Below are 26,114 nucleotides of genomic sequence, written 5' to 3' on the forward strand. Positions count from 1 at the left end.
ATTATTCGTATGAGCCTATGATCCCGGAAAAGAAACCTGGCAGACGTATCCAGAGCGGTGGCTGTGCAATTCATTGCCAGGATTGCAGCATCAGTCAGCTCTGTATTCCCTTCACTCTGAACGACAACGAGCTTGATCAGCTGGACAGCATCATCGAGCGCAAGAAGCCGATCCAGAAGGGTGAAGAGCTGTTCAAGGCTGGCGATGAGTTCAAATCGCTCTATGCCATCCGTTCCGGGACCATCAAGTCTTACACCATCACCGAGCAAGGGGATGAGCAGATCACCGCGTTCCACCTCGCTGGCGATCTGGTCGGTTTTGATGCCATCCACAAACAAGCACACCCCTCCTTCGCCCAGGCGCTGGAAACCGCCATGGTGTGCGAGATCCCCTTTGAAGTGCTGGATGATCTCTCCGGCAAGATGCCCAAGCTGCGCCAGCAGATCATGCGTCTGATGAGCAACGAAATCATGGGCGATCAGGAGATGATCCTGCTGCTCTCCAAGAAGAATGCCGAAGAGCGCCTCGCCGCCTTCCTGCACAATCTGTCGGTACGCTTCTCCGAACGCGGCTTCTCCGCCAAGGAGTTCCGTCTATCCATGACCCGTGGTGACATTGGCAACTATCTGGGGCTGACCGTTGAGACCATCAGTCGTCTGCTCGGCCGTTTCCAGAAGTCCGGTCTCATCAGCGTTAAAGGCAAATACATTACCGTACTGGATCAGGTCGCGCTGGGCATGATGGCCGGTGCAACTCGCCCGCCCTGCGGCTGATTTTTCCGCTTACCCTCTCACTTTTTTCCTGCTTTCCCTGCCGGATCCTTTCCTCTGGAATGTGATCCGGTACGTTCCCCATACCCTCCTCCTGCGCTAAGCTGTAATGGCTAAGATTCTGCTGTCATTGGACTTTTCCAAGGAGGAGAAGATGGTCAAATATCAGAATATTCTGGTGGTTATCAATCCAGAAGAGGAGCGCCAAATCGCCCTCGAACGGGCAGTCAAAGTCGCCGAGCTGGACGAAAACGCCCATCTGACCCTGCTGCTCACCATCTATGACTTCTCGTATGAAATGACCGCCATGCTCTCGGTGGACGAGCGGCAAGAGATGCGCGACGGCGTCATTTCACAGCGACGTGAGTGGCTGGACGAGATCCTGACCCCCTATCGGGCACAGGGGATCGAGTGCGAAGTGAAAGTGGTCTGGCACAATCGTCCCTTCGAGTGCGTGATCCAGGAGGTGCTGGAGCAGCGCCACGATCTGGTGGTCAAAGCCACTCACCATCACAGCTTCCTGCAAACCTTCATCTTTACCCCCACCGACTGGCACCTGCTGCGCAAATGCCCCTGTCCGGTGCTGCTGGTCAAAGAGGGTCACTGGCAACGGGGCGGCAACATCATCGCCGCCATCAACTGCTCAAGTGACGATCCGGATCAGAAACTGCTCAACGAACGGATCACCCAGGAGGGAAGCGACATCGCCGAGCTGCTGGGCTCCAACCTCTATCTGGTCAACACCTACCCGGGCACCCCGGTCAACGTGGCCATTGAGCTGCCGGAGTTTGACCCCAACGCCTACAACGAAGCGATCCGCAAACACCATGAAAGCCTGCTGCTCAGCCATGCCGACAAGTTCGGGATCGGTCATCTCTGGACCCGGGTGGCTGAAGGGCTACCGGAAGAGGTGCTGCCGGATATGGCCGAAGAGCTCAAGGCGACCCTGATGATCATGGGCTGCGTTGGCCGTACCGGGCTTTCTGCTGCTCTGCTCGGCAATACTGCCGAACATGTGATTGACCGCCTCTCCTGCGACATCCTGATCCTCAAACCGGCAGACTACAGCTGCCCGGTCGACAGTCGTCGCAATCGATCATAAGGTGCCTGGCACCTTGCCCTCCCCCGGGACATGGCTATAATAACGCGCTTATTTGTGTCCCGGGTTTTACGAGCATGCTAGAAGAGCTGAACGCCAAAGAAAAATACAGTTTCAACAAACTGCAAAAGCGCCTGCGGCGCAACGTAGGTCAGGCCATTGCCGACTTCAACATGATTGAAGAGGGCGACAAGGTCATGGTCTGCCTCTCCGGCGGCAAGGACAGCTTCGGTATGCTCGACATACTGATGAGCCTCAAAGCCAGCGCCCCCATCCATTTCGATCTGGTTGCCGTCAACCTGGATCAGAAGCAGCCCGGTTTTCCCGAGCATGTGCTGCCCGAGTATCTGGATTCCCTCGGCATCGAGTACAAGATCGTCGAGGAAGATACCTACTCCATCGTCAAAGAGAAGGTACCGGAAGGCAAAACCACCTGCTCCCTCTGCTCACGGCTGCGCCGCGGTATTCTCTACCGCACCGCCCAGGAACTGGGTTGCACCAAGATTGCCCTTGGCCACCACCGCGACGACATCCTCGAGACCCTGTTCCTCAACATGTTCTACGGTGGCAAGCTCAAGTCCATGCCGCCCAAGCTGGTGAGCGACGATGGCAAGAACGTGGTGATCCGCCCGCTGGCCTACTGCAAAGAGAAGGATCTGATCCGCTACGCCGACGTCAAAGCCTTCCCCATCATTCCGTGCAACCTGTGCGGCTCGCAGGAGAACCTGCAGCGTCAGGCCATCAAGCAGATGATGCAGGATTGGGATCGCCGCTTCCCCGGTCGTATCGAGACCATGTTCACCGCCATTCAGGACGTGATCCCGAGCCACCTGCTCGACCACAAGCTGTTTGACTTCAAGAGCATCAACCGCGACTCCGGCATCATCGATGGCGGCGACAAGGCGTTTGATCCGCCCGAGATGCCAAAGACGCCGCTGCTGGACATCGACGAGATGGACATGCTGGATGTGATTGAAGTGCGCTAAGCCGCGCTCACAGGGCAAACGCCACGCAATAAAAAAGGAGCGATGATCGCTCCTTTTTTGCTTTCTTGATCTGCCTGTTACCAACGTGACAGCACCACCAGCATCAGCCTTTGTGCAGCCAGGGGGTCAGTCGCAGCACGTCACCCTGCAGGCGCAGTTGCCCGGCAGCGAACGCGGCCAGTTGCTCATTGCTCAGCAACAGGTGGCCTTCCTGCCAGGGCAGCGCCTCCTGACGGGCGCCATCAATCAGATAAGCAGTGCCGCTCTGCTGCACCAGGGTAATGCGTACCCCTTCCATCTTCGGCAGGAAGTGCTTGCCGACCATGCCCGCCATCTTGTCGAGCAGCGACTGCATCTGCTGCTGACGGGCCGCCAGCTCGGCCAGCGGCAGCTCGGGCCCTTTCGGCGCATCAGCCATCACCTGTACCGTCATATCGCAAGTGGCGTGCTCTTCTTTAAGGCCAACGGTCACGATCCCCTTGTCGAGGTTGAGATCCTCATCAAAAGGCAGGCGCAGTTCGCTATCGACCGTTACCTCGCCCGCGACCTCCTTGCTGTTGGTTGCAACCCGGGCAAAGGTGAGGCCGCAGCGCTGACCATTTTGCGGATCGGTCAGATAAAACCCCAGTCTGGCGTGACCAAACTCCCCTTTGGCAAAGGTCTTCATCTGGCTGTAGAAGGTGCTGTATTGCAGATCCAGCACCGGCTCAGCCAGCGCCAGCCCAGGCAGCAAGAGCGTGGCCAGCAGACTCTGGCGCACAGCCTTGGTCACTCCATATCGACGGGTCATTCAACATCCTTTTGCATCATGCATTGAAATGGTTAGGGCCTTCTGTCACCTCGTTAACCTCTACCCCCACCCCGCAGAGATCCCGATAGAGGATCCCCTTGCAGTTGAAATAGAGCGGTGCCACCCAGATAAGCCCCAACCCCATGGGGATCAGAGCCAGGAAGAAGAGCGCGGTCATCACGCCGTGGAACAACACAATGCTGGGCCAGCCGCGCGCAAAGAGCTTGAGAGAGACCAGAATGGCCTGGGGCGGCGTCAGGCCGCGCTCCAGCACCAGAGGTACGGTAAAGAGCAGCCCCATGCCGATCAGGGCCGAGGGAATGAATGAGAGTACGGCGGGCAATCCCAGCAGATCGAATAGCGGGCCAAACAGGCTGGTGAGCAGACTGCCAAGCAGGCTCAACATGCCGAGGCGTACAAAGTGGCGGAAGAAGTCGAACACCTGGTTGGCACGGGCGCGCACCCCGACCGACTGCTGCAACCCCAGCATATCGAGGGAGCTGGTCATGGGGGCCATCACCACCGTCATCAACAGGCTCAGCACCATGGCCACATTCATCTGGCTGTCATCCCCCAGATAGGGCAACAGCAGCACATTGCTGAGCAGGATCCAGATCGCCGTCACCCCGACAATCGCCAGCAGCAGGCCAAATCCGGTACGGCGGGTCTGTTGCCATCCCTCCTGGATGACCCCTTTCAGATCAAGGCGGTAGCCCTGGTTCAGAGACTGCTCAAGGGAGCCGCCAATACGCATTTTATTACTCAATTGACTATCCAATATCGAAAACGACCAAATCAGGTGGCACATTATAGCGATTTGGTCTGCTATTCGTAGCCGTTTTTCCTGCACACTTGCGGCTAATTCGGGCCAAAAAGCCTTTAATTTCATGTGTCGGCTGCATAGAATGCGGCCCTCTTTCAACACGATGGCCACTGGCTGGGGTGAGACTGGCGGATGATGAACAATCCACAGGTAATTGTCGCGCTGAACAAGATCAGCAAAAAATACGATGGCAAGGTGATCCTGAGTGACCTTGACCTTGAAATCTATGACGGTGAATTTCTTACCCTGCTGGGCCCCTCCGGCTGTGGCAAGACCACCCTGCTGCGCCTGCTGGCCGGGCTCGAATCGGTCGACGGCGGCACCATCCATCTGGCCGGTGACGAGATCACCCATATCCCCGCCGAACACAGGCACATCAACACCGTGTTCCAGAGCTATGCGCTCTTCCCTCATATGACGGTGTTTGAAAACGTCGCCTTTGGCCTCGAGATGCAGAAAGTACCGGCCAGCGAGATCCGCCAGCGGGTCGAGGAGACTCTCGCCATGGTACAGCTCACCGAGCTGGCCAATCGCCGCCCGGATCAGCTCTCCGGCGGTCAGCAGCAACGGGTCGCCATCGCCCGCGCCGTGGTCAACAAGCCCCGCCTGCTGCTGCTCGACGAATCCCTCTCGGCGCTCGACTACAAGCTGCGCAAGCAGATGCAGAGCGAGCTCAAGGCGCTGCAGCGTCGCCTTGGTATCACCTTTGTCTTCGTTACCCATGATCAGGAAGAGGCGCTCACCATGTCTGATCGCATCCTGGTGATGGAGGGCGGCAAGATCATCCAGCGCGGCACCCCGCGCGATATCTACGAATCGCCAGCCAACCTGTTCGTGGCCCGCTTTATCGGCGAGATCAACGTGATGGATGGCAAGCTGATCAGCCAGCGCGAGCCCGGTATCTGGCAGGCCGAGGTAGAGGGGCGCGAATGCCTGCTCCATACCACCTTGCCGTTCCAGCCAGACGACAAGGTGCTGGTGCTGCTGCGCCCGGAAGATCTGCGCATTCTCGATCAGGATGACGATCAGAGCGGTGCGCTGCGGGGCAATATCCGCGAGCGCAACTACAAGGGGGCGACGCTGGATTCGGTGATCGAGCTCGAAAGTGGCAAACAGCTGCTTATCTCCGAGTTCTTCGACGAGGATGACCCCGACTTTGACTACCGTCTGGGTCAGGAGGTGGCGATCCACTGGGTCGACAGCTGGGAGGTGGTGCTGCCCTATGAGCCTCACTAATCTGCGGGTAGCGCACAGCTTTGCCCACAACGGCTTTCGCAACACGGCCATTGCGCTGATCCTGGGCTGGCTGACGCTGTTTGTCTTTCTGCCCAACCTGATGATCATCGGCGTCAGCTTCCTGACCCGTGACGAGTCCGAGCTTATCGCGCCGCTCTTTACCGTGAGCAACTATGGCCGCCTGCTGGACCCCCTCTATTTCGAGGTGCTGCTCCACTCCCTCTGGCTGGCGCTGCTCGCCACCGCCATCTGCCTGCTGGTGGGCTACCCCTTTGCCTGGCTGCTGGCTCATCTGCCAGCGCGTATCCGCCCGCTGCTGCTGTTTCTGGTGGTGGTGCCGTTCTGGACCAACTCCCTGATCCGCACCTATGCGCTGAAAGTGCTGCTCGGCACCCGGGGACTGATCAACGGCTGGCTGCTGGATCTGGGGCTTATCGAGCGACCGCTGCAGATGATGTATACCGAGGTGGCCGTCATCATCGGGCTGGTCTATGTACTGCTCCCCTTTATGGTGCTGCCGCTCTACTCCAGCATCGAGAAGCTGGATGGCCGTTTGCTGGAGGCGGCGCGGGATCTCGGCGCCAACGGCTGGCAGCGGCTGGTGCGGATCATCTTGCCCCTCACCCTGCCCGGCATCATCGCCGGTTGTCTACTGGTGTTCCTGCCCGCCATGGGGATGTTCTATGTCTCCGATCTGCTGGGGGGCGCCAAGCACCTGCTGATCGGTAACCTGATCAAGACCCAGTTCCTCAACAGCCGTGACTGGCCCTTTGGCGCGGCCATCAGCGTGATGCTGACTGTGCTGATGGCGCTGTTGGTCTACTGCTACTGGCGGGCAGGCAAGCTATTGAGCAAGAAGGGGGAGCTGGCATGATGCGCGCACTGAAGGCTCTGTTCTTGCTGCTGGTGTTTGGCTATCTCTATGTACCCATCGGGGTGCTGATCGCCAACTCCTTCAACCTGTCGAAATATGGTATCGACTGGCGCGGCTTTACCCTGGGCTGGTATGAGAAGCTGTTTGCCAGCGCCAGCCTGATGCAGGCGGCCCAGCACTCACTTACTATCGCCGCCCTCACCGCCACCGCCGCCACCCTGATCGGCACCCTCACCGCCGTGGCGCTGTTTCGCTACCGCTTTCGCGGCAAGCAGTACGTGAGCGGCATGCTGTTCGTGGTGATGATGTCCCCCGATATCGTGATGGCCATTTCGCTCCTGACCCTGTTTGTGGTGACCGGTATTGCGCTGGGCTTCTGGTCGCTGCTGATCGCCCACATCACCTTCTGCCTGCCGTTCGTGGTGATCACCGTCTACTCGCGGCTGTGCGGTTTTGATGTGCGGATGCTGGAAGCAGCGCGGGATCTGGGGGCTGGCGAGTGGATCATCCTGCGCCGCATCATACTGCCACTGGCGCTGCCGGCTGTGATGGCGGGCTGGCTGCTCTCCTTTACCCTGTCGCTGGACGACGTGGTGGTGAGCTCCTTTGTTACCGGCCCAGCCTACGAGATCCTGCCGCTCAAGATCTACTCCATGGTCAAGGTGGGGGTCTCTCCCGAGGTCAACGCCCTGGCCACCCTGATGCTGGTCGCCTCCCTCGGGATGGTGCTGCTGGCGCAACTGTTACTGCGCAAACGGCAGGGGTGACCCTGCCCGTTTCGCCCCGCCATCTTTGGCGAACTCTGTCACGGTGGGCCGCAAGGCCCCATAACCCCAAGGAGTTGTTGATGACAATCCAACACAAGGCCGGCGCCCTGCTGGCAGCCGCCCTCACCCTCACCACCCCGCTGCTTAGCCAGAGCGCTCACGCGGCCAACGACAAGGTGGTCTACTTCTACAACTGGTCGGAATATGTGCCGGACGGCCTGCTGGAGCAGTTCCAGCAAGAAACCGGCATCAAGGTGATCTACTCCACCTACGAATCCAACGAGACCCTCTACGCCAAGCTGAAAACCCATGGCGACGGCTATGACGTGGTGGTGCCCAGCACCTATTTCATCTCGAAAATGGCCAAAGAGGGAATGCTGCAGCCGCTGGAGCGCGCCCAGCTGCCCAACTTCAAGCACCTCGACCCTACCCTGCTCAACCACGAGTACGACCCGGACAACCGCTACTCCATCCCCTATATCTGGGGCGCAACCGGCATCGGCACCAACACCGACATCATCGAGCAGCCGGTGACCAGCTGGAAGCAGCTCTGGGCACCGGAGTGGAAAGAGAGCCTGCTGCTGATGGACGATGCCCGCGAGGTGTTCCATATCGCGCTGGTGCAGCTGGGCTACAGCCCCAACACCCAGGACAAGGCACAGATCGCCGAAGCGTTCGAATACCTGAAAAAGCTGATGCCCAACGTCAAGGCGTTCAACTCCGACAACCCGGCCGATCCCTTTATTGCCGGTGAGGTCAATATCGGCATGCTGTGGAACGGCTCGGCCTACGGCGCCCAGCGCGAATACCCCTCCATCCAGATGACCTACCCCGAAGAAGGCGCCGTGCTCTGGATGGACAACCTCGCTATCCCGGCCAAGGCCAAACATGTGAAGGAAGCCCACGCCCTGATCAACTTTCTGATGCGCCCCGATGTGGCCGCCAAGGTGGCCGAGGCGATCGGCTACCCCACCCCGGTCAAGGATGCCATTCCCCTGCTCACCCCGGCGTTTCGCAACAACCCCATGGTCTTCCCGAGCGACGAGATCAAGCGCAAGGGCGAGTTCCAGTCCGATGTAGGGGACACCTCCCGCCTCTACGAGCAGTACTTCCTGCAGCTGAAAGCCATGGTGGCCAAGGCCGGTTAAGTCGGCTGTTAATCGACCCTCTGACGGGCTTAATGGATAAAGGGGGCAATATTTGCCCCCTTCTCTTTTTAACCACCAGCGCAATTTTTAAGCACAACAGTCATAGACACTGAGAGGCACAGGCGCGCATCGATTAACAGCAAAATATATAGATAGTCATCTTTAAGCCAGACAGACCACAATTTTTGTAAGTGCTCCACTGCAGCCGGCTTCAGAGCAAATTTGTAGGGAAATATGAGGGGGGGGGCGATGTATTTCTCCATTTAGAAGGGAGGAACTCATAGCGACCCCACTGTGGAGATATAGGCAAAACGGATGTGTTTATGGGGAATAACTGTGCAATTTTATCGAAACAGCTAACGTCCGATTACGATTCGCTAATCTAACTAACAGTCTTTATACCCCCTTTTCATAGGACAAATTATTATTTAGTGGATCGCCATATGCACTCTCTAAAACAGTATTTTGTTCAGTGCTTGACATTTTGTCCTCCATAACGAATTTAAAATTAACTATCGATGGTAGCGGTTTATTATGAACTTTATAGTTACGTCTATATGTGTTTACTTCTCTTTGATTCAGTCGCTTACAAACAACACCACCTTTTAATTTGTTAAGACCAACATCTGGTCGGCATGAAATATTTACACTCCCCAGTTTTAACTCACTCCAATTGCTGTATGCTGAAGATAAAAAATACCCTTGACGATTATGTTGATCTGAAGGGTTAGCTTTCAAATTAGCCTCCAACTCGGAACCTGCCTTCACTATAAAATAGCCAACAGAATCTAACACCCAATTACATCGGTCAGGCAATAAATAGTCTTTTGACACTTTTACACTGAATCTGTTTGATTGATATTTCTTAATGGGGTTATCTATTTGCCATCCCCTGAGTCTAGTATTTGCAGGTATAACACCGAACGCATAAAAAGTTTTGCTGCAAGTAGAGTCAGTTTTATTAGATGCAATGAAAGTACTATGAACAGCTAATTGATAGCCCTTATCAAAAGGAAACTCGCCCTGAATAGTAAACAATTCTGTTGGGGTGGGATTAATCTCTGGCTCAATATAGGGCTCTTTAAGCCACCAGTACCACCCTCCGCCTATCACGGCCAAAGCTACAAAACCCGATATCAGTTTGGTTTTATTTTTGATATTGCTTGAGTTTCCCTTTTCATCATCCATTGATCACCTCTTTATTTTCCTTAACCTACTTCCTACCTTTCCTTAAGACTCTCAATTTCGCTGAGTTTCACTCCCCTTCTCTTAGTAAACAACATGGCTACTGCATATATATTTCCAACTACCTACATGCTGTTTTATAACCGGATTAAAGCATGATAAAACATTACAGCCACCATGAAAGCCGTGGAAAGTTTGTAGAAGAACATGGTATCAAACACAAACGATTGCAGTCATCAAAAAGTTATCTAAAAAGGCCGTTTTCTGTTTGATGATCTAAATGAAGATCAGTCTTGTTAGATAGGATTCATTGTAACGACCCAAAAATTAGAATATCTGATGACGATCATATCGTGCAAGAACGGGAGAACAACCAAGGACGCTATTGTGCCCCAGTCCTTTCAGTACCAACCGCCCATCCTCAGGTATCAACTATCCCATCAAGTTCAACACCATCTGATTTGCGCCCTTAGCCGAGGAATTTATGAAATGGGCAAACAAACCGATTAATTCTGCGCTTTTTCATCACCTCTAAGGGGTGTAGATTGGTTGAGGGGGCAAACGTTGCCCCCTCTCTTTTTTCATGACCCCTCGAGGTATCACGGAAAACACGTTTTTCGCCGATATCGCGGGTGGCCTGAGCCAATCAGGAGTATTCATGTCCGATCTGACCCTCTATTTCGCTCCCGGCACCTGTGCCATGGCCGTGCAGATTGCCCTGCTGGAAGCAAATGCCCCGTTCCAACCCCGTCTCGTCAACCTCGCCGCCGGTGAGCAGCGTGATCCTGCGTATCTTGCCATCAACCCCAAAGGGCGGGTGCCTGCCCTTGTCACCGAGCAGGGCACCCTGACCGAGACCCCGGCCCTGCTGCTCTATGTGGCGCAGCGCTTCCCCACAGCCAAGCTGGCGCCGCTGGACAACCCGTTCCTGCTGGCCCGCATGCAGGAGGTCAACAGCTTCCTCGCCTCCACCGTGCATGTCTCCCACGCCCACGGTCGCCGTGGCAGCCGCTGGGCCGATGACGAGCAGGCCATTGCCGCCATGCAACAGAAAGTCGCCAGCAATATGCGCGATGGCTTTGCCCAGATTGAGCAGCACTATCTGGCAGGCCCCTGGGTGCTGGGCGAGCAGTTCAGCGTGGCGGACATCTATCTGTTCGTGGTCGCGGGCTGGCTGAAAAGCGATGGGGTCGAGATCAGTGAATTCCCCAAGGTTGCCGGTCATTATCAGCGCATGCTGAGCCGTCCGGCGGTCGCCAAAGCACTGGCCAACTAACCATAAAATCAATAGCTCGATAAATAACAAGGGTGTCAGGGCTCTGCTGACACCCTTCCTGCCGCCTCCCCTGCACTTCTTCTCCCGCCTTTGAGATCGTTTTCACATTTCCGTGGTTTTGCCGTGGCCCTTCCCCGGTAAAAAGCCTATCTTTGCGCCATGACGCAACCGGTTGCGTAACCGGTTGCCTAGCGGTTCACAGATTGACGGGCCAAGGCCTGATGAGGTGCTGTATGAAACGAGGCGTACTGCTCAATGCTCCCCTGAGTGCTCTGGTGGCACAGATGGGCCACACCGACGAGATCACCGTCTGCGATGCAGGCTTGCCCATTCCGGCAGGTCCGGAGCGGATCGATCTGGCGCTGATGGCGGGGACGCCCAGCCTTGCAACCGTACTGACCGCCCTGCTCACCGATCTGGTGGTGGAGAAGGTGATCATGGCAAGCGAGATCAAGCAGATCAGCCCCGCCGCCCATCAGGCGCTGGTCGATCAGCTTGAAGCGCACGCAGCCGCCCAGGGCAAGCCCATCGCCATCGAATACTGCCTGCATGAGGAGTTCAAAACCCGCTCCCGTCAGAGCAAGGCGATCGTGCGCAGCGGCGAGGTGACTCCCTACGCCAACCTGATCCTCTGCGCCGGTGTGGCGTTCTGAATCCTTCAAAGAAGGCCTCTTCAAGGAAGCTGCAAATGAGCACAACCTCCCCCCTCTCACCCATTCTGGAGCTGACCGGGATCGTCAAGACCTTCCCCGGTGTACGCGCCCTCGACGAAGCGGGTCTGCGGGTCTATCCGGGCCAGGTGATGGCCCTGCTCGGTGAAAATGGCGCCGGAAAATCCACCCTGATGAAGGTGCTAACCGGCATCTATCAGGCCGACGCGGGCAGCGTTAGCTACCGCGGTCAGTCGGTCCACTTCAAGGGCCCCCGCGACTCTCAGGATCAGGGGATCAGCATCATCCACCAGGAGCTGAACCTGCTGCCGGAGCTGTCGATTGCCGCCAACATCTTCCTCGGGCGCGAACCCCGTACCCGTTTTGGCAGCATCGACCACAAACAACTGCGCGAGCGGGCAAGCGGCCTGCTGGCACGACTTGGCGTCAAACACGGGCCGGATACCCGACTCGGGGATCTCTCCATCGGCGAACAGCAGATGGTGGAAATTGCCAAGGCGCTGTCGTTCGATGCCAGCGTCATCATCATGGACGAGCCGACCGATGCGTTGACTGATACCGAGACCGAGCAACTGTTCAAGGTTATCCGCGAGCTGCGTGAGCAAGGTTGCGGCATCGTCTATATCTCCCACCGCCTCAAGGAGATCTTCGAGATCTGCGATCGGGTCACCGTGCTGCGCGATGGCAAGTGGATTGGCGAGAAGGCGGTGAGCGATCTGGATGAAGATAAGATCATCGAGATGATGGTGGGTCGCCGGCTGGAAGAGCAGTATCCGCGTCTTGAGCGCGAGCTTGGCCCCGTCAGCCTGCAGGTGAAAGATCTGGCCGGTCCCGGCGTGCGCGGGGTGAGCTTCTCCCTGCGTCAGGGAGAAATTCTGGGCTTTAGCGGCCTGATGGGCTCCGGCCGTACCGAGCTGATGAAGCTGATCTACGGCGCCAGCCCCATCAGCGCCGGTGAAGTGCAAGTTGACGGTCATGCTCTGGTGCCCAAAAGCCCGGCTGATGGTCTGGCCGCCGGCATCGCCTATATCTCCGAGGATCGCAAGGGCGATGGGCTGGTGCTGGAACTGTCGGTGCGCGAAAACATGAGTCTGTGCGCCCTCGACGAGTTCATCAGCAACGGCAAGATTGACGGCAAGGCCGAGCGGCAGGCGGTGAGCGACTATGTGCGCCTGTTCAACATCAAGACCCCGAGTCAGGATCAGCTGATAAAACTGCTCTCCGGCGGCAACCAGCAGAAGGTGGCTATCGCCAAGGGGCTGCTGACAAGGCCAAAAGTGCTGATCCTCGACGAGCCGACCCGCGGCGTCGACGTGGGGGCGAAAAAGGAAATTTATCAGCTGATCAACCAGTTCAAGAAGGAGGGGATGAGCATCATTCTGGTCTCCTCCGAGATGCCGGAAGTGCTCGGCATGAGTGATCGCATCATGGTGATGCACGAAGGGCGCATCAGCGCAGAGTTCAACACCCGCGATGCCAATCAGGAGAAGCTGATGGCGGCGGCAGTCGGTAAACAGTGGCAAGCAGAGCAAGAGGCATCCCAATGACAACCCAAACCCTTTCCCGCCGTGGCGTCATGAGCAAGGCGTGGTGGATCGAGAACAAATCCCTGGTCGCGCTGCTGGTCCTGATTGGTGTGGTCTCCTTTCTGAGCCCCAACTTCTTCACCGCCGACAACCTGCTCAACATCCTGCGCCAAACCTCGGTCAACGCCATCATGGCGGTCGGCATGACGCTGGTTATCCTTACCGCCGGTATCGATCTGTCGGTCGGCTCTGTGCTCGCCCTGTGCGGCGCGCTGGCCGCCACCATGGTCGCCATGGAGTTGCCCATCTGGCTGGTGGTGCCCCTCACTCTGAGTGCCGGTGCCCTGCTGGGTGGCGTCAGCGGTCTCATCATTGCCAAGGGCAAGGTGCAGGCATTTATCGCCACCCTGGTCACCATGACCGCCCTGCGCGGTATCACCATGGTCTATACCGAGGGTCGCCCCATCTCCACTGGTTTCAGTGACGGCGCCGATCATTTCGCCTGGCTCGGTACCGGTTACCTGTTCGGTCTGCCGGTGCCCATCTGGCTGATGGCTATCGTCTTCCTGCTCGCCTGGTTCATGCTCAACCATACCCGTCTCGGTCGCTACATCTACGCGCTGGGTGGCAACGAATCGGCTACCCGCCTCTCCGGTATCAATGTGGATCGGGTGAAGCTGGCGGTGTATGGTCTGTGCGGCGCGCTCTCGGCACTGGCAGGGCTTATCGTTACCTCTCGTCTCTCCTCTGCCCAGCCGACGGCGGGCATGGGTTACGAGCTGGATGCCATCGCCGCTGTGGTGCTGGGTGGTACCAGCCTGATGGGCGGTAAGGGCCGCATCATGGGTACCCTGATAGGTGCCTTGATCATCGGCTTCCTGAATAACGCCCTCAACCTGCTCGACGTATCCTCCTATTACCAGATGATCGCCAAGGCCAGCGTGATCTTGCTTGCCGTGATGATCGATAACAAAAGCAATCGTTGATAAGACAAGCCACACACAAGGAATGAAATGATGAAAAAGCTCAATACCCTGCTCGCTGCCGCCATCATGTCCGTGCTGGGCACCGCCCAGGCCGCCGATCAAACCCTGGCCATGGTGGTCTCCACCCTCAATAACCCCTTCTTCGTCACCATGAAAGAGGGCGCCGAAGCCAAGGCCAAGGAGCTTGGCTACGAGCTGGTGGTGCTGGACTCCCAGAATGACCCGGCCAAAGAGCTCTCCAACATGGAAGATCTCACCGTACGCAAGGTCGGCGCCATCCTGATCAACCCCACCGACTCCGAAGCAGTCGGCAACGCCATTCGTCTGGCCAACCGCGCCAATATCCCGGTACTGACTCTGGACCGCGGCGCCGCGCAGGGTGAGGTCAAGGCCCACATTGCCTCCGACAACGTGGCGGGCGGCAAGCTGGCCGGTGACTTCATCACCGAGAAACTGGGTACCGGTGCCAAGGTGATCCAGCTGGAAGGGATTGCCGGTACCTCCGCCGCCCGCGACCGTGGCGAAGGTTTTGCCCTGGCCGTGGCGGCCAACAAGCTGCAAGTGCTGGCTTCCCAGCCTGCCGACTTTGACCGCACCAAGGGTCTGAACGTCATGGAAAACCTGCTGGCGGCCCACCCGACCGTTCAAGCTGTGTTCGCCCAGAACGACGAGATGGCGCTGGGTGCCATCCGCGCGGTGCAGGCTGCCGGTAAAGAGGTAATGATCGTCGGCTTCGACGGCACTGACGATGGCAAAGCCGCCGTAGCCAAGGGTAAACTGGCCGCCACCGTGGCCCAGCAACCTGCCCTGATCGGTGCCATCGGCGTCGAGACTGCCGACAAGGTGCTGAAAGGTCAGCCAGTCGAGAAATCCATTCCGGTACCGCTGCAAGTGGTCAGCAAGTAAGTTCTCGAGGGGAGGTTCGCCTCCCCTTTTCCCTCTCGTTCAGGTGCCTCCCGGCTTGGGCTCACTCCATCACAGTGTTCAAGCCAAGATGCATCAGGAGTAGTCAACATGAATCGTCTCGTCGTTCTGGGCAGTGTCAATGCAGACCATGTGCTGCGCGTTCCCCACTTTCCTCGCCCGGGTGAAACCCTGACCGGCCACAGCTATCAGGTAGTCCCGGGTGGCAAGGGGGCTAATCAGGCAGTCGCTGCCGCCCGCCTTGGCGCCCCCGTCTCCTTTATCGCCCGCATTGGTGATGACGCCATCGGCCACCAGATGAAGAGCGGCTTTGCCAAAGATGGCATCGACGTCAGCGCCGTCGAACTCGATCCCAAGCTCCCGACCGGTATCGCCATCATCTATGTGAGCGATGAGGGGGAGAACAGCATCGGCATCTCCGCCGAAGCCAACGGTGCCATCACCCCTGCCGTGGTGAAAAACCACGAAGCGATGATCGCCGACGCCCACACCCTACTGTTGCAGCTGGAAGTGCCGCTGGAAAGCGTTCATGAGGCTGCACGGCTGGCTCGCGCCCACGGCACCCGGGTGGTGCTCAACCCCGCCCCTGCCCGTCCGCTCTCCGCTGAGCTGTTGGCGCTGGTGGACCTTATCACCCCCAACCAGACAGAGGCCGAGCTGTTGACCGGCGTGAAAGTCACCGACGAAGCGAGTGCCCGCGAGGCGGCCGCCCGCTTCCACCAGATGGGCATTGCGGATGTGATGATCACCCTGGGGTCGCAGGGGGTCTATTGCAGCAACGCCCAGCAGCAACAGCTGATACCGGGCTTTCGGGTCAAGGCGGTGGATACCACTGCCGCGGGCGATACCTTCAACGGCGCCCTGCTGGCGGCGGAACTGGCCGGAGCCGATTTCCACAGCGCGGTGCGCTTTGCCCACGGGGCGGCGGCACTCTCCGTCACCCGCTTCGGCGCCCAGAGCTCCATCCCGAGCAAGCAGGAGGTCGACGCCTTCCTGCTTGAGCAGACTGCACAGGGGCACTGATGGCCAATATCAAGGAGGTGGCGGCGAGGGCCCAGGTCTCCACCACCACCGTATCCCATGTTATCAACGAGACCCGTTTCGTGGCCGAGGAGACCCGCGAGCGGGTCTTCGCGGCCATGCGCGAGCTCAACTATGCCCCGAGTCTGGTGGCCCGCAGCCTCAAGGTGAAGGAGACCAACAGTATCGGCATGCTGGTCACTACCTCCAGCAACCCCTTCTTTGCCGAGGTGGTGCGCGGGGTGGAGCGTTACTGCTTCGAGCAGGGCTACAACCTGATGCTGGGCAACACCGAAGGTCAGGCGGAAACCGCCCTCTCCTACCTCAAGATGATGCTGCGCAAGCGGGTCGATGGCCTGCTGATCATGTGCAGCGAAGGCCAACAAGAGGTGTTCAATCAGCTCGACTGGCTCAAGAGCCTGCCGGTGGTGGTGATGGATTGGGGGCTGGTCAGCGAAGATGTGGATCTTATCGCCGACAACTCCTTCCACGGCGGTTATCTCGCAACCTGCCATCTGATTGAGCTGGGCCATACCGCCATCGGTTGTATCACAGGCCCCCACAGCCGCGCCCCCGCCAACCAGCGCCAAGCTGGCTTTGAGCAGGCGTTGCAGGAGGCGGGTCTCATCGTCAATCAGGAGTGGATCCTGGAGGGGGACTTTGACTGCGCCAGCGGCCATGAGGCGATGACTCGTCTGCTGGCATTGCCCGAGCGGCCCACCGCCCTCTTTGTCTGCAACGACATGATGGCGATGGGGGCCATCAGTGCCGCCCATCAGGCGGGGCTAGTGATCCCGCGGGATATCTCCATCGTTGGCTATGACAATGTGGCGCTGGCAGAATTTATGTCGCCGCCGCTCACCACCGTCAACCAGCCCAAAGAGGAGCTGGGGCGCCTCGCCGTCACCCGGCTGCTGGCCCGCATCAACGGCGAAGCGGTGGAGAACCACCTGATCACCGTCGACCCGGACCTGGTGATCAGACAATCTTGCGCGCCCTGCCCCTGACGTTCAGGGGCAATAAACGAACAAGGCGACCCTGAGGTCGCCTTGTTCGTTTTATCTCTGCCGTGCAATACCGCTTTTGCCCTCAGGCCAGCGACCTCGTTTCCCTAGTTGCCAGCACTTGCAGTGGCACCAGCCCCAATCGTCTGGCCAGAGGCTGCAACAACTCGCCATCGCCATCATCATCATCATCATCATCATCATCATCACCCTGCGGCAACCAGTAGCGGACAGGCCAGCCAGCTGCCAGCTGCGCCGCGGTGGTGCTGCCAATCTCTCTGAGCGCCAGAGTACAACCCTGCTGCCGCAATCCTGCCAGCAAGGCACTATCCTGCTGCAGCGTCGGTATCAGCAACACCAGCGGCGTACGGGAAGCCTCCGGCAGATAGGCCAGTAGATGGGTCAGCTGGGCCTGGTTGTCGAGCGGGACCAGCAGTGCCCGACCATCGTCATACTGCGCCTCGTACGCTTGCAGCACACGGGCCAACACGGGCCCCAGCACACCGCACTCCTGCAGCCAGCGCATATAGCAGGGTACTCCCTGCTCACGCCACTCAAGCGCCAATTGCCACATCTCGTTGCCCTGTCCGTCCGTCAGCGCCTGCAATGCCACTCGCAGCGGTGCAGGCTCGCGCCCAACCAGCCACTCTCGCAACTGATGAAGCTGCTGCTGACTCAACTGCAACTGCTGCAGCATGGCAGGCTCAAACCAGCTGATCGCCCCCTCCTGGCTACGCTTGGCCTGGTTGAGGGCCAGGATGGCCTGATCCAGCAGCCGGGCGGCATCCTGTTGCTGCGCCTTGGCGACCCCGAGTCGACAGGCCAGATCGAAGCTGCACTCCCGGGTCACGAACTCGAAATGGAGCAGATCCACCAGCTCATGAATGGCGGTTTCCAGCGCATCATTCGCCTTGGTCAGCACCACGGCAAATTCATCTCCGCCGAGCCGGTAAGCGTGGCTGCCATGGGCCTGTTGCAGCTTGTCGGCCACCATCTGCAACAGCCGATCACCGACCTGATAACCCAGCAGATCATTGACCTGCTTGAAGCGCTTGAGATCGAGCACCACCAGGGCGCTCACATCATCGGCATGCAGAGCGCGAGAGAGCTGCTCCTGCAGGGCACGGCGGTTGCCAAGCTGGGTCAGGGGATCGAGCAGGGCAAGCCGACGGTTTGCCAGATTGGCGCGAATAAGGGCAGCGACCAGAGCGCCGCCAGTCAGCAACAGGATCAGTTGCCAGATCTGCAGCCAGAACAGGCTGTTGCGGATCTGGCTGACCGAATGCTCCCGCTCCTGGCCCGAGAGGATCTGATCCCCTATCTGTTCGATGAGACGGGTCTGGCTGGCGATCGCCTCCTGCAAGCGGGCAAGCTCAGCCCCCTCGCGCAGCGCACCGGCCTCCATCTGGGGTTCGAGCTGCTTGATCTGCTCGAACAGGGTGGTCAGCACTTTGCCGAGCCCGTGCCGCTGGCGCATCTCGGCGGTCTCGCTACTGATGAGGAAGATATCGAGCCGGTTCCACAGCAGATCGTAATCAAGGCTCAGGGTCTCCATCGTCACTCTGCCAGCCCGATAGAGCTGCAGGTCGTAGAGGAAACGCTGGGATTCGAGCATTACCTGGCTGATGTTCCAGTGGACATTGCGGTAGAAAGTATCGACCAGCTGCTCCTGCCGATACTGCAGATAGAGGCTGCTGCCCGACGAGAGCAGAAACAGCAGCGACACCGCAACCAACAGCAGATTTTGGCGGGATAGCCCCATCAATCGACGATCTCGATGCGGATCACCTGCCACACCATGCAGTTGTGAATGGCAGGCACGTCCAGCTTGGGATAGGTGGTGAACGGGATGAGCAGCCAGAGCGGCCCCTTGTTACGCCGGGTCAGCGGTTTGCCGTCCTCCTGACGCACCAGGGTCAGCGGCACGCCGTCGAACAGGGCCAGATCCACCACCTGCTGATAGCCGTTGAGGGCCGAGACGGCGATCTTGCGGGCATCCGGCCTCCCTTGCGCCGCCAGCACGGCTGACAAGGTCGGTCCGCGATAGTGGTGGGCGCCCTGAGTCCAGGGGGTAGTGGTGGTGAATTCGGTCTGTGGCAAGGCGGAGAGGGCCGCCTCATCGAGGTTCACCTGCTGGCCATCTGGCAGTATCAGGGTCATCAGGGGGATGGAGGCCGATGCATTGGCACTGGCCAGCACCAGGAGAAAAAAAGCGATCCATTGCTTGACTGCGGTCATGGTAATTTGCGCCAACTGCGTCCCATTTTTTAAATGGTTGCCAGTGTGGCGATTTCACCGAACCATTGCAACTGTCCCGTCGCACAGTAGCTCAGGGACCGCGCATCTCCATCCAGTTGTGCCCCTCGACTTGCCTCGGTTGATGAATGCCGCACGCCTCCAGCAACTCATCGACATAGGCGGGCACCAGCAGGGAGGCAGGGCCATAGCGTTTTTCGTCAAACTGGCTACCCACCTCGCTCGGCTCGAGATTGAGCTCTATGGTGTGCGCCCCGTTCAATCCCGCTTCATGGACAAAACCGGCGGCCGGATAGACAGCGCCAGAGGTGCCGATAGAGATAAAGAGATCGCACTGGGCCAGCGCGCTGTAGATGCGATCCAGCCCGAGCGGCATTTCGCCAAACCAGACCACATGGGGACGCATGGGTTGGGGAAACTGGCAGCAGGAGCAGAGCTCGTCCTGATGGAGATCACCGCACCACTCGATCACCTGACCGGACTCCGGGCAGCGGGCCTTGAGCAGCTCGCCGTGCATATGGATAAGGTTCTTGCTGCCAGCGCTCTCGTGCAGATTGTCGATGTTCTGGGTGACCAGAGTCACCGAACCGGGCAGCAGTCGCTCGAGGCGGGCCAGCGCATAGTGGGCCGGATTGGGGTGAACCTGGGGCTGTTGCAGCTGTTTGCGGCGGGAGTTGTAAAAGCGCAGCACCAGTTCGGGATCCCGGGCATACCCCTCGGGGGTCGCCACATCCTCGACCTTGTGCTCTTCCCACAAACCGTCGCAGGCACGAAAGGTCTTGATGCCGGATTCGGCAGAGATCCCCGCTCCGGTCAGGATCACGATATGTTTATATGACTGCGCCATAAGCTGCTCCGTCTATCCCCGCACAATAAATGTGACCTTAGCACAGGGAAAAAAGTGTCACTATTCGCCCTTGGTCTTAAGCGGCGCCGCTGGCGGTGCGGGTAACCAGGCATCCAGTACCGACAGATCCAGCCTGACAAAGACCATCTCCCGTCCGGTCACCAGGGTCAGCGGCAAACCAAGGCGCTTGAGCAGAGTCAGCATGGGCCGGTTCTGGGCCAGCACTTCCGCCGTCCACTCCCGGATCCCGTCCGCTCTAGCCAGCAGTGCCAGCGCCAGCAGAATGCGCCTCCCCGCCCCCTTGTGCTGGAAGTGATCCGCCACGATGCAGGAGAACTCCGCCCGATCGGGATGAAGGCGGCGGCGGATTGATTGCGCCTGAGCCAGCGGTTCACCGGCCAGATCGGTCAGCAGCAGCGAGATCTGTTGTTCGGGATGGTAATTGAGAAATTGGGCCACCTGTTCCGGTGGCGGCGTCCGTTTCGGGCGCATAAAGCGCAGATAGATGCTCTCTTCACTCAATGCATCGTAAGCGGCCAGCATGCGGGAAGGCGCCACCCCATGCAGCTCGCGCAGCAGGCAAGGCACCCCGGAGACCTCCATAGCCAGTGGCAACGCGGCCCGGGAAACCGGATGAGGCCAGCCATCCAGCCCTTTGCCAAGGCGCTCCCGGTGCATGGGCCAGCAGAGGTAGCGCGGCATGGCTTACCAGCGCCCCGCAATACCCTGCTCCCGCCACACCTCGGCGTCGAGCAGATTGTAAGGATCATCGAGATAGACGGCGATCCCCAGCTCTCTGACTCGGGCCATAAAGCGTCCCAGCAGGGAGTCCATGGCCAATGACTCTATTTCGGGTAAAAGCGCCTGCCCCAGCAGCAAAGCGCTCAACGGCAAACGCTCCAGCAGATCGAATGGCAAATGCTGGCTGTTATCGAGCAGCAACGCCAGCTTGCTCCCCGCCAGACTCGCTTGCAGTACCAGCGCAAACCGCTCTCCATTGCTCAACAGGTGATCCCGACGATGGATCAATAATGTCAGCTCTGTGGGGCTACGTGACTGATCCGTCAACCACTCTTTAAGTGCCTCCCAGCGGCCGGGTAAACCCGTTACCGCCAGCCAGACCGGATGAGGAGTCGCGGGGCTGGAGAGCAGGCCAAGTTGCCCCTGCACTTCCCCCTGCCAACGACGAATTGTTCGACGTTGGCCACTCAGCCGACGCTGACGCAGAGGCCCCAGATAGAGTCCGCGCAGCAACCTGAGCAACTCGTTGCCATCGAGTGGCTTGGCCAGTGCAGCGAGCACATTGAAACCGGCATCGTGCAGCAGACGGCGGGCACCGTCGATCAATGTCTGCTCGTGCGCCGACAAGAGAATGATCGGCAACCCGCTGCGCTGAATTTGCGGCTGGCTCATCAGCAGGCTGATGGCATCCTGCTCCACCAGACTGAGATCACACACCAGCAGACTGATGTCGCCAGCCTCCAACGCAGCAAGACAGGCAGTTTCATCCTGCACCCACTGGCAGGAGAGCCCCAGTTCGGCGATAGCCTGCTGTAACTGCATCCCCTGAAACGGGTGATCTTCTAGCAGCAGCACCCGCTTGGCCGCCAGCCAGTTGTTCCAGTCACGGTAACTGGCGGCAAGTCCTCCCAGCCAATCTTCACCAATGGCATAAATTCCCTGATGATGCTGCAACTCGGGGAAATAGTCCGCCTGCTGGTGAGCGGCAGGATCGTAAAGGGCAATGGCTCCTGCCGCAAACAACCCTTCCCACTGCCAGCAGGCGTCCGGTTGGGTGCGCTGCAAAGTGACATAGGAGGGGAGTGTCGTGCTCTTTGCCAGCTCATGGGAGGCCCGATCAAGCGCATACAGCAAGACAGGGCAAAAATCTGCCGCCTCGTGCTCTTCCGAGTCGAGCAACGCCAGCAGTTCTTCATCAGTAATGATCATCTTGGGTCCTTTTCGAGAAATGCTGGCTGAACTCATCCAACGCCCGATTCAAACTGCTCTGGAGAGCTGGATGGGGGGCTTGTTGCCACTCGTCAATCACCGTCACCAGCGCCGTGGCTCCTACCATTCTGGCGGCCCCCTTCAGCTTGTGTAAAGCAGCATTCACGCCAACTTCATCTTCTTCTGTGCAGCAGCGTTCAAGTTCGGCCAAATCATCACGGGTAGCCTTCAGATAAAGGGCAGCCAGTTCATCGGTCAGCAACGAGGCAACCGGCGTCGGGGCGACAGCATTGCTCCCCTCTTTGCCAATATGGCGCAGCAAGGTCGCCAGCACCTTGAGGGCGACCGGCTTGTCCAGATGACCATCGCAACCGCAGGATTGCAGCTCCCTTGCCGCTTGCTCACTGAGATCTGCGGTAATCACATAGACCGGAAGACGGGCCCAACGCGCGGATTTGCGCAATTGCCTGCACAGTTCGGCCCCGTTCATCACCGGCATCTGCAGGTCTGTCAACACAAGATCCACCTGGTGCTTCACCAGCATCTCCAGCGCCAGCTGCCCATTGGCGGCACTGACTACGCTTGCACCGAGTTGCCCCAGTTGCATACAGATCAGCTCCCGGTTGACATCGTGATCCTCAACCAGCAGTACCCGCATACCAAGCCCGGGCTGCATCTCACCCACAGGTTGCTCTGATGTCATCCGTGGCTGGAACAGGCTGATCATGGTGCCCGGCACCCAGGACTCCCCCTGCCATGACCAGTGATACAGACTATCCTCGTCTCTCTCGGCCTGCAGCAGATCAACCGCACGACTGGCAACATGAATACCGAGCCTGGACAACCAGGGCGTGACCCCCAAAACCTCATCGTGAGGCAGTGAGAGGGATAACTGGCGTACTCTTGGCTGCCAATCGATATCTTGCTGAACCTGTTGCAACGGCAACTCGCAGAAGAAGCGGCTACCACCGCCCGGGCGTCCCTCGACATCGATCAACCCGCCCATCTGCTCGAGCAGCTGCTTGCAGATCGCCAGACCAAGGCCGGTGCCCGGCGCCCGCAACTGCCCTTCAACAGCAAACTGCTCGAATGGCATAAAGAGAGTAGGACGCATCTTGGCGGTGATCCCCGGCCCTTCATCATCGACCCCGAAGCGCAAGGTCGATGCGACTACCTCGACCCACAGCACCACTTCCCCACGCAGGCTGAACTTGATGGCATTGGAGAGCAGGTTGTGGAGCACTTGCCGTACCCGATGGGGATCGAGAGTCAGCAAGGCTGGCAAGGCGGGGTCAAGCCGCAATCGTAATTGCAGCCGCTTGGATCTGGCCTTGCTCCAGTGCACCGCCGCCACGTGCTCGCACAGCTCGGCGAAATCGGTGGGCTGGGGCGAGAGGGAGAGTTTGCTGTTTTCGTTGCGACTAAAGTCGAGTACATCGTTGAGCAGGCCGAGCAGCTCATCCCCCGCCTGACGCACCCGCGCCAGCGCCGAATCCTGTTCTCTCGACAAAGGGGTGCTGGCCAGCCACTCAAGCAAGCCGAGCATGGCGTTCATCGGTGTACGGATCTCGTGGCTAATCGCCGCCAGGAAACGGCCCTTGGCCTGCACCGCCTGCTGCGCCTGTTCATGGGAGTGCTGCAATGCTTGATCCTGCTCGACCCGGGCAGTGGCATCCTGCATCACCGCATAAATTCGCCAACCATGCGGTTGACTGCGGCCACGGCCATAGAGCTGCAACCAGCGCAGACCCTTGGTCGGATGGTGATAGCGCAGGGTGAATGCGAAGGGTTTGCCAGCCTGCAACATGGCGAACATCTCACGGCTTACCCGGCGGCGATCCTCGCGCTCCAGCATAATGAGCACCCGTTTGGGCTCACGGCGGATCTGCTGGCTCGCCAGCCCCAGCAGCTCGTAACAGCCTCGGCTGATAAACTCGATGGCCCCTACCCGTCCCCGCTCGAACATAAACTGCAGCACCACGCCGGGGACTGTATTGGTCAGGGCACGCAGGCGGCGCTCTGCCTGACGCAGAAAACGGGCCTGCTCACGCAGCACACTGATATCCGACAGGGCGATGAGATCGGTGGCAGGTGCTTGCTTGTCCAGCCGCAGCGGATGCTGGGCATAGGCGAAGGCCTGCTCCCCCAGCACCAGCTCCCCTTCGCTCTTTTGCGGCTGAACCGGCGGCAGCATCAACTGCTGAGAGTAGCGCAGGGCCAGACGTCGCCCCTGTTTATTGGATTTGATCACCTTGCCCTGGCTGTTGCGCAGATAGACGGGCACCGGCAACGCCTGAAACATGGTTTCCCGCAGCTCGCTCTCGATGGCCAGCGCCTTCTCGGCGGCGTGACGCTGGGCCACTTCCCTTGCCAGTTGCTGGCGGGAACGCCAGATCCCGCCGATGACAATACCGCTGATCAGCAGTGCCATGGCGATGGAGCCAAACCAGGCGGCGTAGCTCACACCGGGTTGCTGCACGACGAGCAAGCGGCGCCAGCGCTGGTTAAGTTCGTCGATCTGGGTGCTGGTCAGCGCCATCAGGTTGCGGTCCATCACACCGGCTAGCTCGGTCTGACTCTTGTTGATGGCAAAGCCTAGGCCGAAACGATCTTCCAGCTCCTCGATATCGAGCCCTTCCAGCAAGTTGGTACGCTGGGGATATTGCAGCTGATATAGCTCGCTCAGCATGGCGTCAGCCTTGCCTTGCTTGATCGCTGCTAACCCCTGCTCGAGGCCGTCGGTGCGAAGCCACTCCTGATCACCAAGCAGGGCGAGCAAGGAGGGATCGTAGAGGGATTCAGGTACCAGAATACGCTGCCGCTTGAGCTGGGTGATGCGATCGGCAGCCAACTTGCGCTTGCTGATCAAGGCAAACCGATTGGTGGAGATCGTCCGACTGAAAATGAACTGATCCGTCAATGCCGGGGATTCCGGCAAGCCGGCCATCATATCCGCCTCACCAAGGCGCAGCTTTTCTACGGCCTCCGCCTTGCTGGCTGCAGGTACCAGCTTGTATTTCAGGCCGGTCTCCTGGGTGACCCAGCGCAGCACATCCGCGCTCCACCCTTTCGCCTCCCCCAGATCATTGACGCCGCTATAGGGCATCAACTCGGGATTGACCACCAGGCGAATGGTGCGCCCGCGGCCGGATAACCAGGCCTGCTCGGTATCGCTGAAGTGGGGCTGGTTGACATATAGCGACCCCTGATCGAGATAGCGAGCCAGATCGGTATAGATAGTACCGGCGGGCATATGACGGATCAGGGTGTCCACCAGATTGGCCAACTCAGGCTGATCACGCATCATCAGGCGATAGCTGATGATCCGATCCTCACCAAACAGGCGGCGCAGGCGCAAACCATCGGCAGGAAACTCGCGCATCAGATAGCGCAGTTGCAGATAGTCCCCCAGATAGGCATCACCCTTGCCGCTCTGCAGCGCGTCGTAGACCTTCTCTCCGCTTTTTAGGGAAATAATGCGCGCCTGAGGATAGAGCTCGTGCAGCAGGCGGGCAGAGTCTGCTACCGAGTAGACCAGAAAGCGGGCCTGTTTGAGATTTTCACCCTTGTAGAGGATGGCGGCATCGGTCTCCATCATCGGACGGCTTAACCGCATGCCCTCCACGGCCTTCTTGCGGGTTCCGACATAGGGAATGATGTCGCAGTCACCCTCTGCGAGCCCGTTGCGCAATGTCTGCCAATCGGGCAACTCTTTGAGCACGAGGGGAACCGGGAACAGCTCCTGCAACCGGGCGAGACGATCCTTGAGCAGTCCCCCCTCGGCCATCAGGTATGGTGGAGGAAGCGTCGCAGGATAGCAGAGCGAAAGCTGACTCAGTGAATTTACATAAGCTTGGGTCGCCGGCGCCAACGGCAGCACTGTTGTCTGCAAAGGCTTGGCGTGCAATGGCAGTGCCAGCACGGCACCCAGAAGAAAAACGGGGAATTTGGTCATCTGAAAACAAAAGCCAGGCAT

The 26,114-nt window shown here is 58.8% G+C and carries 23 protein-coding genes; 14 read left to right on the top strand and 9 right to left on the bottom strand.

Going from position 1 to position 26,114, the window contains the following annotated elements; genetic code table 11:
• Positions 1–17: 17 nt before the first annotated feature.
• The 3 genes from G5179_RS17770 (at position 18) to ttcA (ending at position 2,855) form a co-directional block, all read left to right on the top strand.
• Positions 18–773, top strand: coding sequence for an FNR family transcription factor (locus tag G5179_RS17770; RefSeq protein ID WP_005336632.1), 756 nt, complete (start codon positions 18–20; stop codon positions 771–773).
• 151 nt (positions 774–924) lie between these two features.
• Positions 925–1,872, top strand: coding sequence for a universal stress protein UspE (gene uspE / locus G5179_RS17775; RefSeq protein ID WP_139462500.1), 948 nt, complete (start codon positions 925–927; stop codon positions 1,870–1,872).
• Between the two features lie 74 nt (positions 1,873–1,946).
• The gene (gene ttcA / locus G5179_RS17780; RefSeq protein ID WP_421258831.1) at positions 1,947–2,855 is read left to right on the top strand and encodes a tRNA 2-thiocytidine(32) synthetase TtcA; all 909 of its coding nucleotides are present in this window, start codon (positions 1,947–1,949) and stop codon (positions 2,853–2,855) included.
• A gap of 103 nt (positions 2,856–2,958) precedes the next feature.
• Here the strand turns inward: ttcA and G5179_RS17785 are convergent, their stop codons facing one another.
• Positions 2,959–3,645, bottom strand: a complete 687-nt coding sequence (locus tag G5179_RS17785) for a DUF2987 domain-containing protein (RefSeq protein ID WP_421258832.1) — start codon at positions 3,643–3,645, stop codon at positions 2,959–2,961.
• Positions 3,646–3,661: 16 nt separating this feature from the next.
• Positions 3,662–4,399, bottom strand: coding sequence for a hypothetical protein (locus G5179_RS17790; RefSeq protein WP_005351939.1), 738 nt, complete (start codon positions 4,397–4,399; stop codon positions 3,662–3,664).
• 201 nt (positions 4,400–4,600) lie between these two features.
• On the opposite strand from G5179_RS17790, the gene potA reads away from it, so the two are divergent.
• From potA to G5179_RS17810, 4 genes are all read left to right on the top strand, one after another.
• A complete protein-coding gene (gene potA, locus G5179_RS17795) occupies positions 4,601–5,704 on the top strand; it encodes a spermidine/putrescine ABC transporter ATP-binding protein PotA (RefSeq protein WP_005351940.1) in 1,104 nt (367 codons plus the stop codon).
• Positions 5,691–6,578 (top strand): spermidine/putrescine ABC transporter permease PotB, encoded by an 888-nt coding sequence (potB, locus tag G5179_RS17800; protein ID WP_421258833.1) that lies wholly within the window; start codon positions 5,691–5,693, stop codon positions 6,576–6,578. Before potA ends, potB begins: the two co-directional genes overlap by 14 nt.
• Entirely contained in the window at positions 6,575–7,345 is a 771-nt protein-coding gene (gene potC / locus G5179_RS17805; protein WP_005336644.1) for a spermidine/putrescine ABC transporter permease PotC, read from the top strand. The genes potB and potC overlap by 4 nt, the downstream gene beginning before the upstream one ends.
• An 80-nt stretch (positions 7,346–7,425) precedes the next feature.
• Entirely contained in the window at positions 7,426–8,493 is a 1,068-nt protein-coding gene (locus G5179_RS17810; RefSeq protein ID WP_421258834.1) for an extracellular solute-binding protein, read from the top strand.
• 396 nt (positions 8,494–8,889) lie between these two features.
• Here the strand turns inward: G5179_RS17810 and G5179_RS17815 are convergent, their stop codons facing one another.
• Positions 8,890–9,681: a hypothetical protein gene (locus tag G5179_RS17815; protein ID WP_216953561.1), complete on the bottom strand. Its 792-nt coding sequence runs from the start codon at positions 9,679–9,681 to the stop codon at positions 8,890–8,892.
• A gap of 655 nt (positions 9,682–10,336) precedes the next feature.
• Here G5179_RS17815 and G5179_RS17820 point away from each other — a divergent pair.
• The 7 genes from G5179_RS17820 (at position 10,337) to G5179_RS17850 (ending at position 17,088) form a co-directional block, all read left to right on the top strand.
• A complete protein-coding gene (locus tag G5179_RS17820; RefSeq protein ID WP_421258835.1) occupies positions 10,337–10,954 on the top strand; it encodes a glutathione S-transferase family protein in 618 nt (205 codons plus the stop codon).
• Between the two features lie 233 nt (positions 10,955–11,187).
• Positions 11,188–11,607, top strand: coding sequence for a D-ribose pyranase (gene rbsD, locus G5179_RS17825; protein ID WP_021230086.1), 420 nt, complete (start codon positions 11,188–11,190; stop codon positions 11,605–11,607).
• A gap of 35 nt (positions 11,608–11,642) precedes the next feature.
• A complete protein-coding gene (rbsA, locus tag G5179_RS17830) occupies positions 11,643–13,172 on the top strand; it encodes a ribose ABC transporter ATP-binding protein RbsA (protein ID WP_075114653.1) in 1,530 nt (509 codons plus the stop codon).
• The gene (gene rbsC, locus G5179_RS17835; protein WP_416032934.1) at positions 13,169–14,137 is read left to right on the top strand and encodes a ribose ABC transporter permease; all 969 of its coding nucleotides are present in this window, start codon (positions 13,169–13,171) and stop codon (positions 14,135–14,137) included. The genes rbsA and rbsC overlap by 4 nt, the downstream gene beginning before the upstream one ends.
• Before the next feature lie 30 nt (positions 14,138–14,167).
• Entirely contained in the window at positions 14,168–15,043 is an 876-nt protein-coding gene (gene rbsB, locus G5179_RS17840) for a ribose ABC transporter substrate-binding protein RbsB (RefSeq protein WP_042061682.1), read from the top strand.
• A gap of 108 nt (positions 15,044–15,151) precedes the next feature.
• On the top strand, positions 15,152–16,084 hold the full coding sequence (rbsK, locus tag G5179_RS17845; RefSeq protein ID WP_100645834.1) for a ribokinase: 933 nt from the start codon (positions 15,152–15,154) through the stop codon (positions 16,082–16,084).
• A complete protein-coding gene (locus tag G5179_RS17850) occupies positions 16,084–17,088 on the top strand; it encodes a substrate-binding domain-containing protein (protein ID WP_421258836.1) in 1,005 nt (334 codons plus the stop codon). Before rbsK ends, G5179_RS17850 begins: the two co-directional genes overlap by 1 nt.
• Positions 17,089–17,170: 82 nt before the next feature.
• Here G5179_RS17850 and G5179_RS17855 read toward each other — a convergent pair whose 3' ends face one another.
• The 6 genes from G5179_RS17855 to G5179_RS17880 all read right to left on the bottom strand — a co-directional run bounded on the left by G5179_RS17855 (position 17,171) and on the right by G5179_RS17880 (position 26,114).
• Positions 17,171–18,847, bottom strand: a complete 1,677-nt coding sequence (locus G5179_RS17855; RefSeq protein ID WP_421258837.1) for a diguanylate cyclase domain-containing protein — start codon at positions 18,845–18,847, stop codon at positions 17,171–17,173.
• A complete protein-coding gene (locus G5179_RS17860; protein WP_421258838.1) occupies positions 18,847–19,323 on the bottom strand; it encodes a hypothetical protein in 477 nt (158 codons plus the stop codon). Before G5179_RS17860 ends, G5179_RS17855 begins: the two co-directional genes overlap by 1 nt.
• Before the next feature lie 91 nt (positions 19,324–19,414).
• Positions 19,415–20,188 carry a Sir2 family NAD+-dependent deacetylase gene (gene cobB, locus G5179_RS17865; protein WP_421258839.1) on the bottom strand — a complete coding sequence of 258 codons (774 nt, stop codon included), beginning with the start codon at positions 20,186–20,188 and terminating at the stop codon, positions 19,415–19,417.
• 60 nt (positions 20,189–20,248) lie between these two features.
• The gene (locus tag G5179_RS17870) at positions 20,249–20,890 is read right to left on the bottom strand and encodes a GNAT family N-acetyltransferase (RefSeq protein ID WP_421258840.1); all 642 of its coding nucleotides are present in this window, start codon (positions 20,888–20,890) and stop codon (positions 20,249–20,251) included.
• A 3-nt stretch (positions 20,891–20,893) separates the two neighbouring features.
• A complete protein-coding gene (locus tag G5179_RS17875; protein WP_216978764.1) occupies positions 20,894–22,138 on the bottom strand; it encodes a response regulator in 1,245 nt (414 codons plus the stop codon).
• Complete coding sequence (locus tag G5179_RS17880; RefSeq protein ID WP_421258841.1) at positions 22,125–26,114, bottom strand: ATP-binding protein; 3,990 nt, start codon at positions 26,112–26,114, stop codon at positions 22,125–22,127. The genes G5179_RS17875 and G5179_RS17880 overlap by 14 nt, the downstream gene beginning before the upstream one ends.

It is taken from the genome of Aeromonas sp. 600886 (genome assembly GCF_049174935.1).
Taxonomy (GTDB): domain Bacteria; phylum Pseudomonadota; class Gammaproteobacteria; order Enterobacterales; family Aeromonadaceae; genus Aeromonas; species Aeromonas veronii_A.

Bases quoted from the DNA above. Each gene is read 5' to 3' on its own strand.
- potC (WP_005336644.1), top strand. From the start codon at position 6,575: ATGATGCGCGCACTGAAGGCTCTGTTCTTGCTGCTGGTGTTTGGCTAT.
- G5179_RS17790 (WP_005351939.1), bottom strand. From the start codon at position 4,399: ATGCGTATTGGCGGCTCCCTTGAGCAGTCTCTGAACCAGGGCTACCGC.
- G5179_RS17880 (WP_421258841.1), bottom strand. From the start codon at position 26,114: ATGCCTGGCTTTTGTTTTCAGATGACCAAATTCCCCGTTTTTCTTCTG.
- rbsB (WP_042061682.1), top strand. From the start codon at position 14,168: ATGAAAAAGCTCAATACCCTGCTCGCTGCCGCCATCATGTCCGTGCTG.
- G5179_RS17820 (WP_421258835.1), top strand. From the start codon at position 10,337: ATGTCCGATCTGACCCTCTATTTCGCTCCCGGCACCTGTGCCATGGCC.
- rbsC (WP_416032934.1), top strand. From the start codon at position 13,169: ATGACAACCCAAACCCTTTCCCGCCGTGGCGTCATGAGCAAGGCGTGG.
- G5179_RS17855 (WP_421258837.1), bottom strand. From the start codon at position 18,847: ATGGGGCTATCCCGCCAAAATCTGCTGTTGGTTGCGGTGTCGCTGCTG.
- G5179_RS17785 (WP_421258832.1), bottom strand. From the start codon at position 3,645: ATGACCCGTCGATATGGAGTGACCAAGGCTGTGCGCCAGAGTCTGCTG.
- ttcA (WP_421258831.1), top strand. From the start codon at position 1,947: ATGCTAGAAGAGCTGAACGCCAAAGAAAAATACAGTTTCAACAAACTG.
- G5179_RS17810 (WP_421258834.1), top strand. From the start codon at position 7,426: ATGACAATCCAACACAAGGCCGGCGCCCTGCTGGCAGCCGCCCTCACC.
- G5179_RS17770 (WP_005336632.1), top strand. From the start codon at position 18: ATGATCCCGGAAAAGAAACCTGGCAGACGTATCCAGAGCGGTGGCTGT.
- G5179_RS17860 (WP_421258838.1), bottom strand. From the start codon at position 19,323: ATGACCGCAGTCAAGCAATGGATCGCTTTTTTTCTCCTGGTGCTGGCC.
- cobB (WP_421258839.1), bottom strand. From the start codon at position 20,188: ATGGCGCAGTCATATAAACATATCGTGATCCTGACCGGAGCGGGGATC.
- potA (WP_005351940.1), top strand. From the start codon at position 4,601: ATGATGAACAATCCACAGGTAATTGTCGCGCTGAACAAGATCAGCAAA.
- G5179_RS17875 (WP_216978764.1), bottom strand. From the start codon at position 22,138: ATGATCATTACTGATGAAGAACTGCTGGCGTTGCTCGACTCGGAAGAG.
- uspE (WP_139462500.1), top strand. From the start codon at position 925: ATGGTCAAATATCAGAATATTCTGGTGGTTATCAATCCAGAAGAGGAG.
- G5179_RS17815 (WP_216953561.1), bottom strand. From the start codon at position 9,681: ATGGATGATGAAAAGGGAAACTCAAGCAATATCAAAAATAAAACCAAA.
- rbsD (WP_021230086.1), top strand. From the start codon at position 11,188: ATGAAACGAGGCGTACTGCTCAATGCTCCCCTGAGTGCTCTGGTGGCA.
- potB (WP_421258833.1), top strand. From the start codon at position 5,691: ATGAGCCTCACTAATCTGCGGGTAGCGCACAGCTTTGCCCACAACGGC.
- G5179_RS17870 (WP_421258840.1), bottom strand. From the start codon at position 20,890: ATGCCGCGCTACCTCTGCTGGCCCATGCACCGGGAGCGCCTTGGCAAA.
- rbsA (WP_075114653.1), top strand. From the start codon at position 11,643: ATGAGCACAACCTCCCCCCTCTCACCCATTCTGGAGCTGACCGGGATC.
- G5179_RS17850 (WP_421258836.1), top strand. From the start codon at position 16,084: ATGGCCAATATCAAGGAGGTGGCGGCGAGGGCCCAGGTCTCCACCACC.
- rbsK (WP_100645834.1), top strand. From the start codon at position 15,152: ATGAATCGTCTCGTCGTTCTGGGCAGTGTCAATGCAGACCATGTGCTG.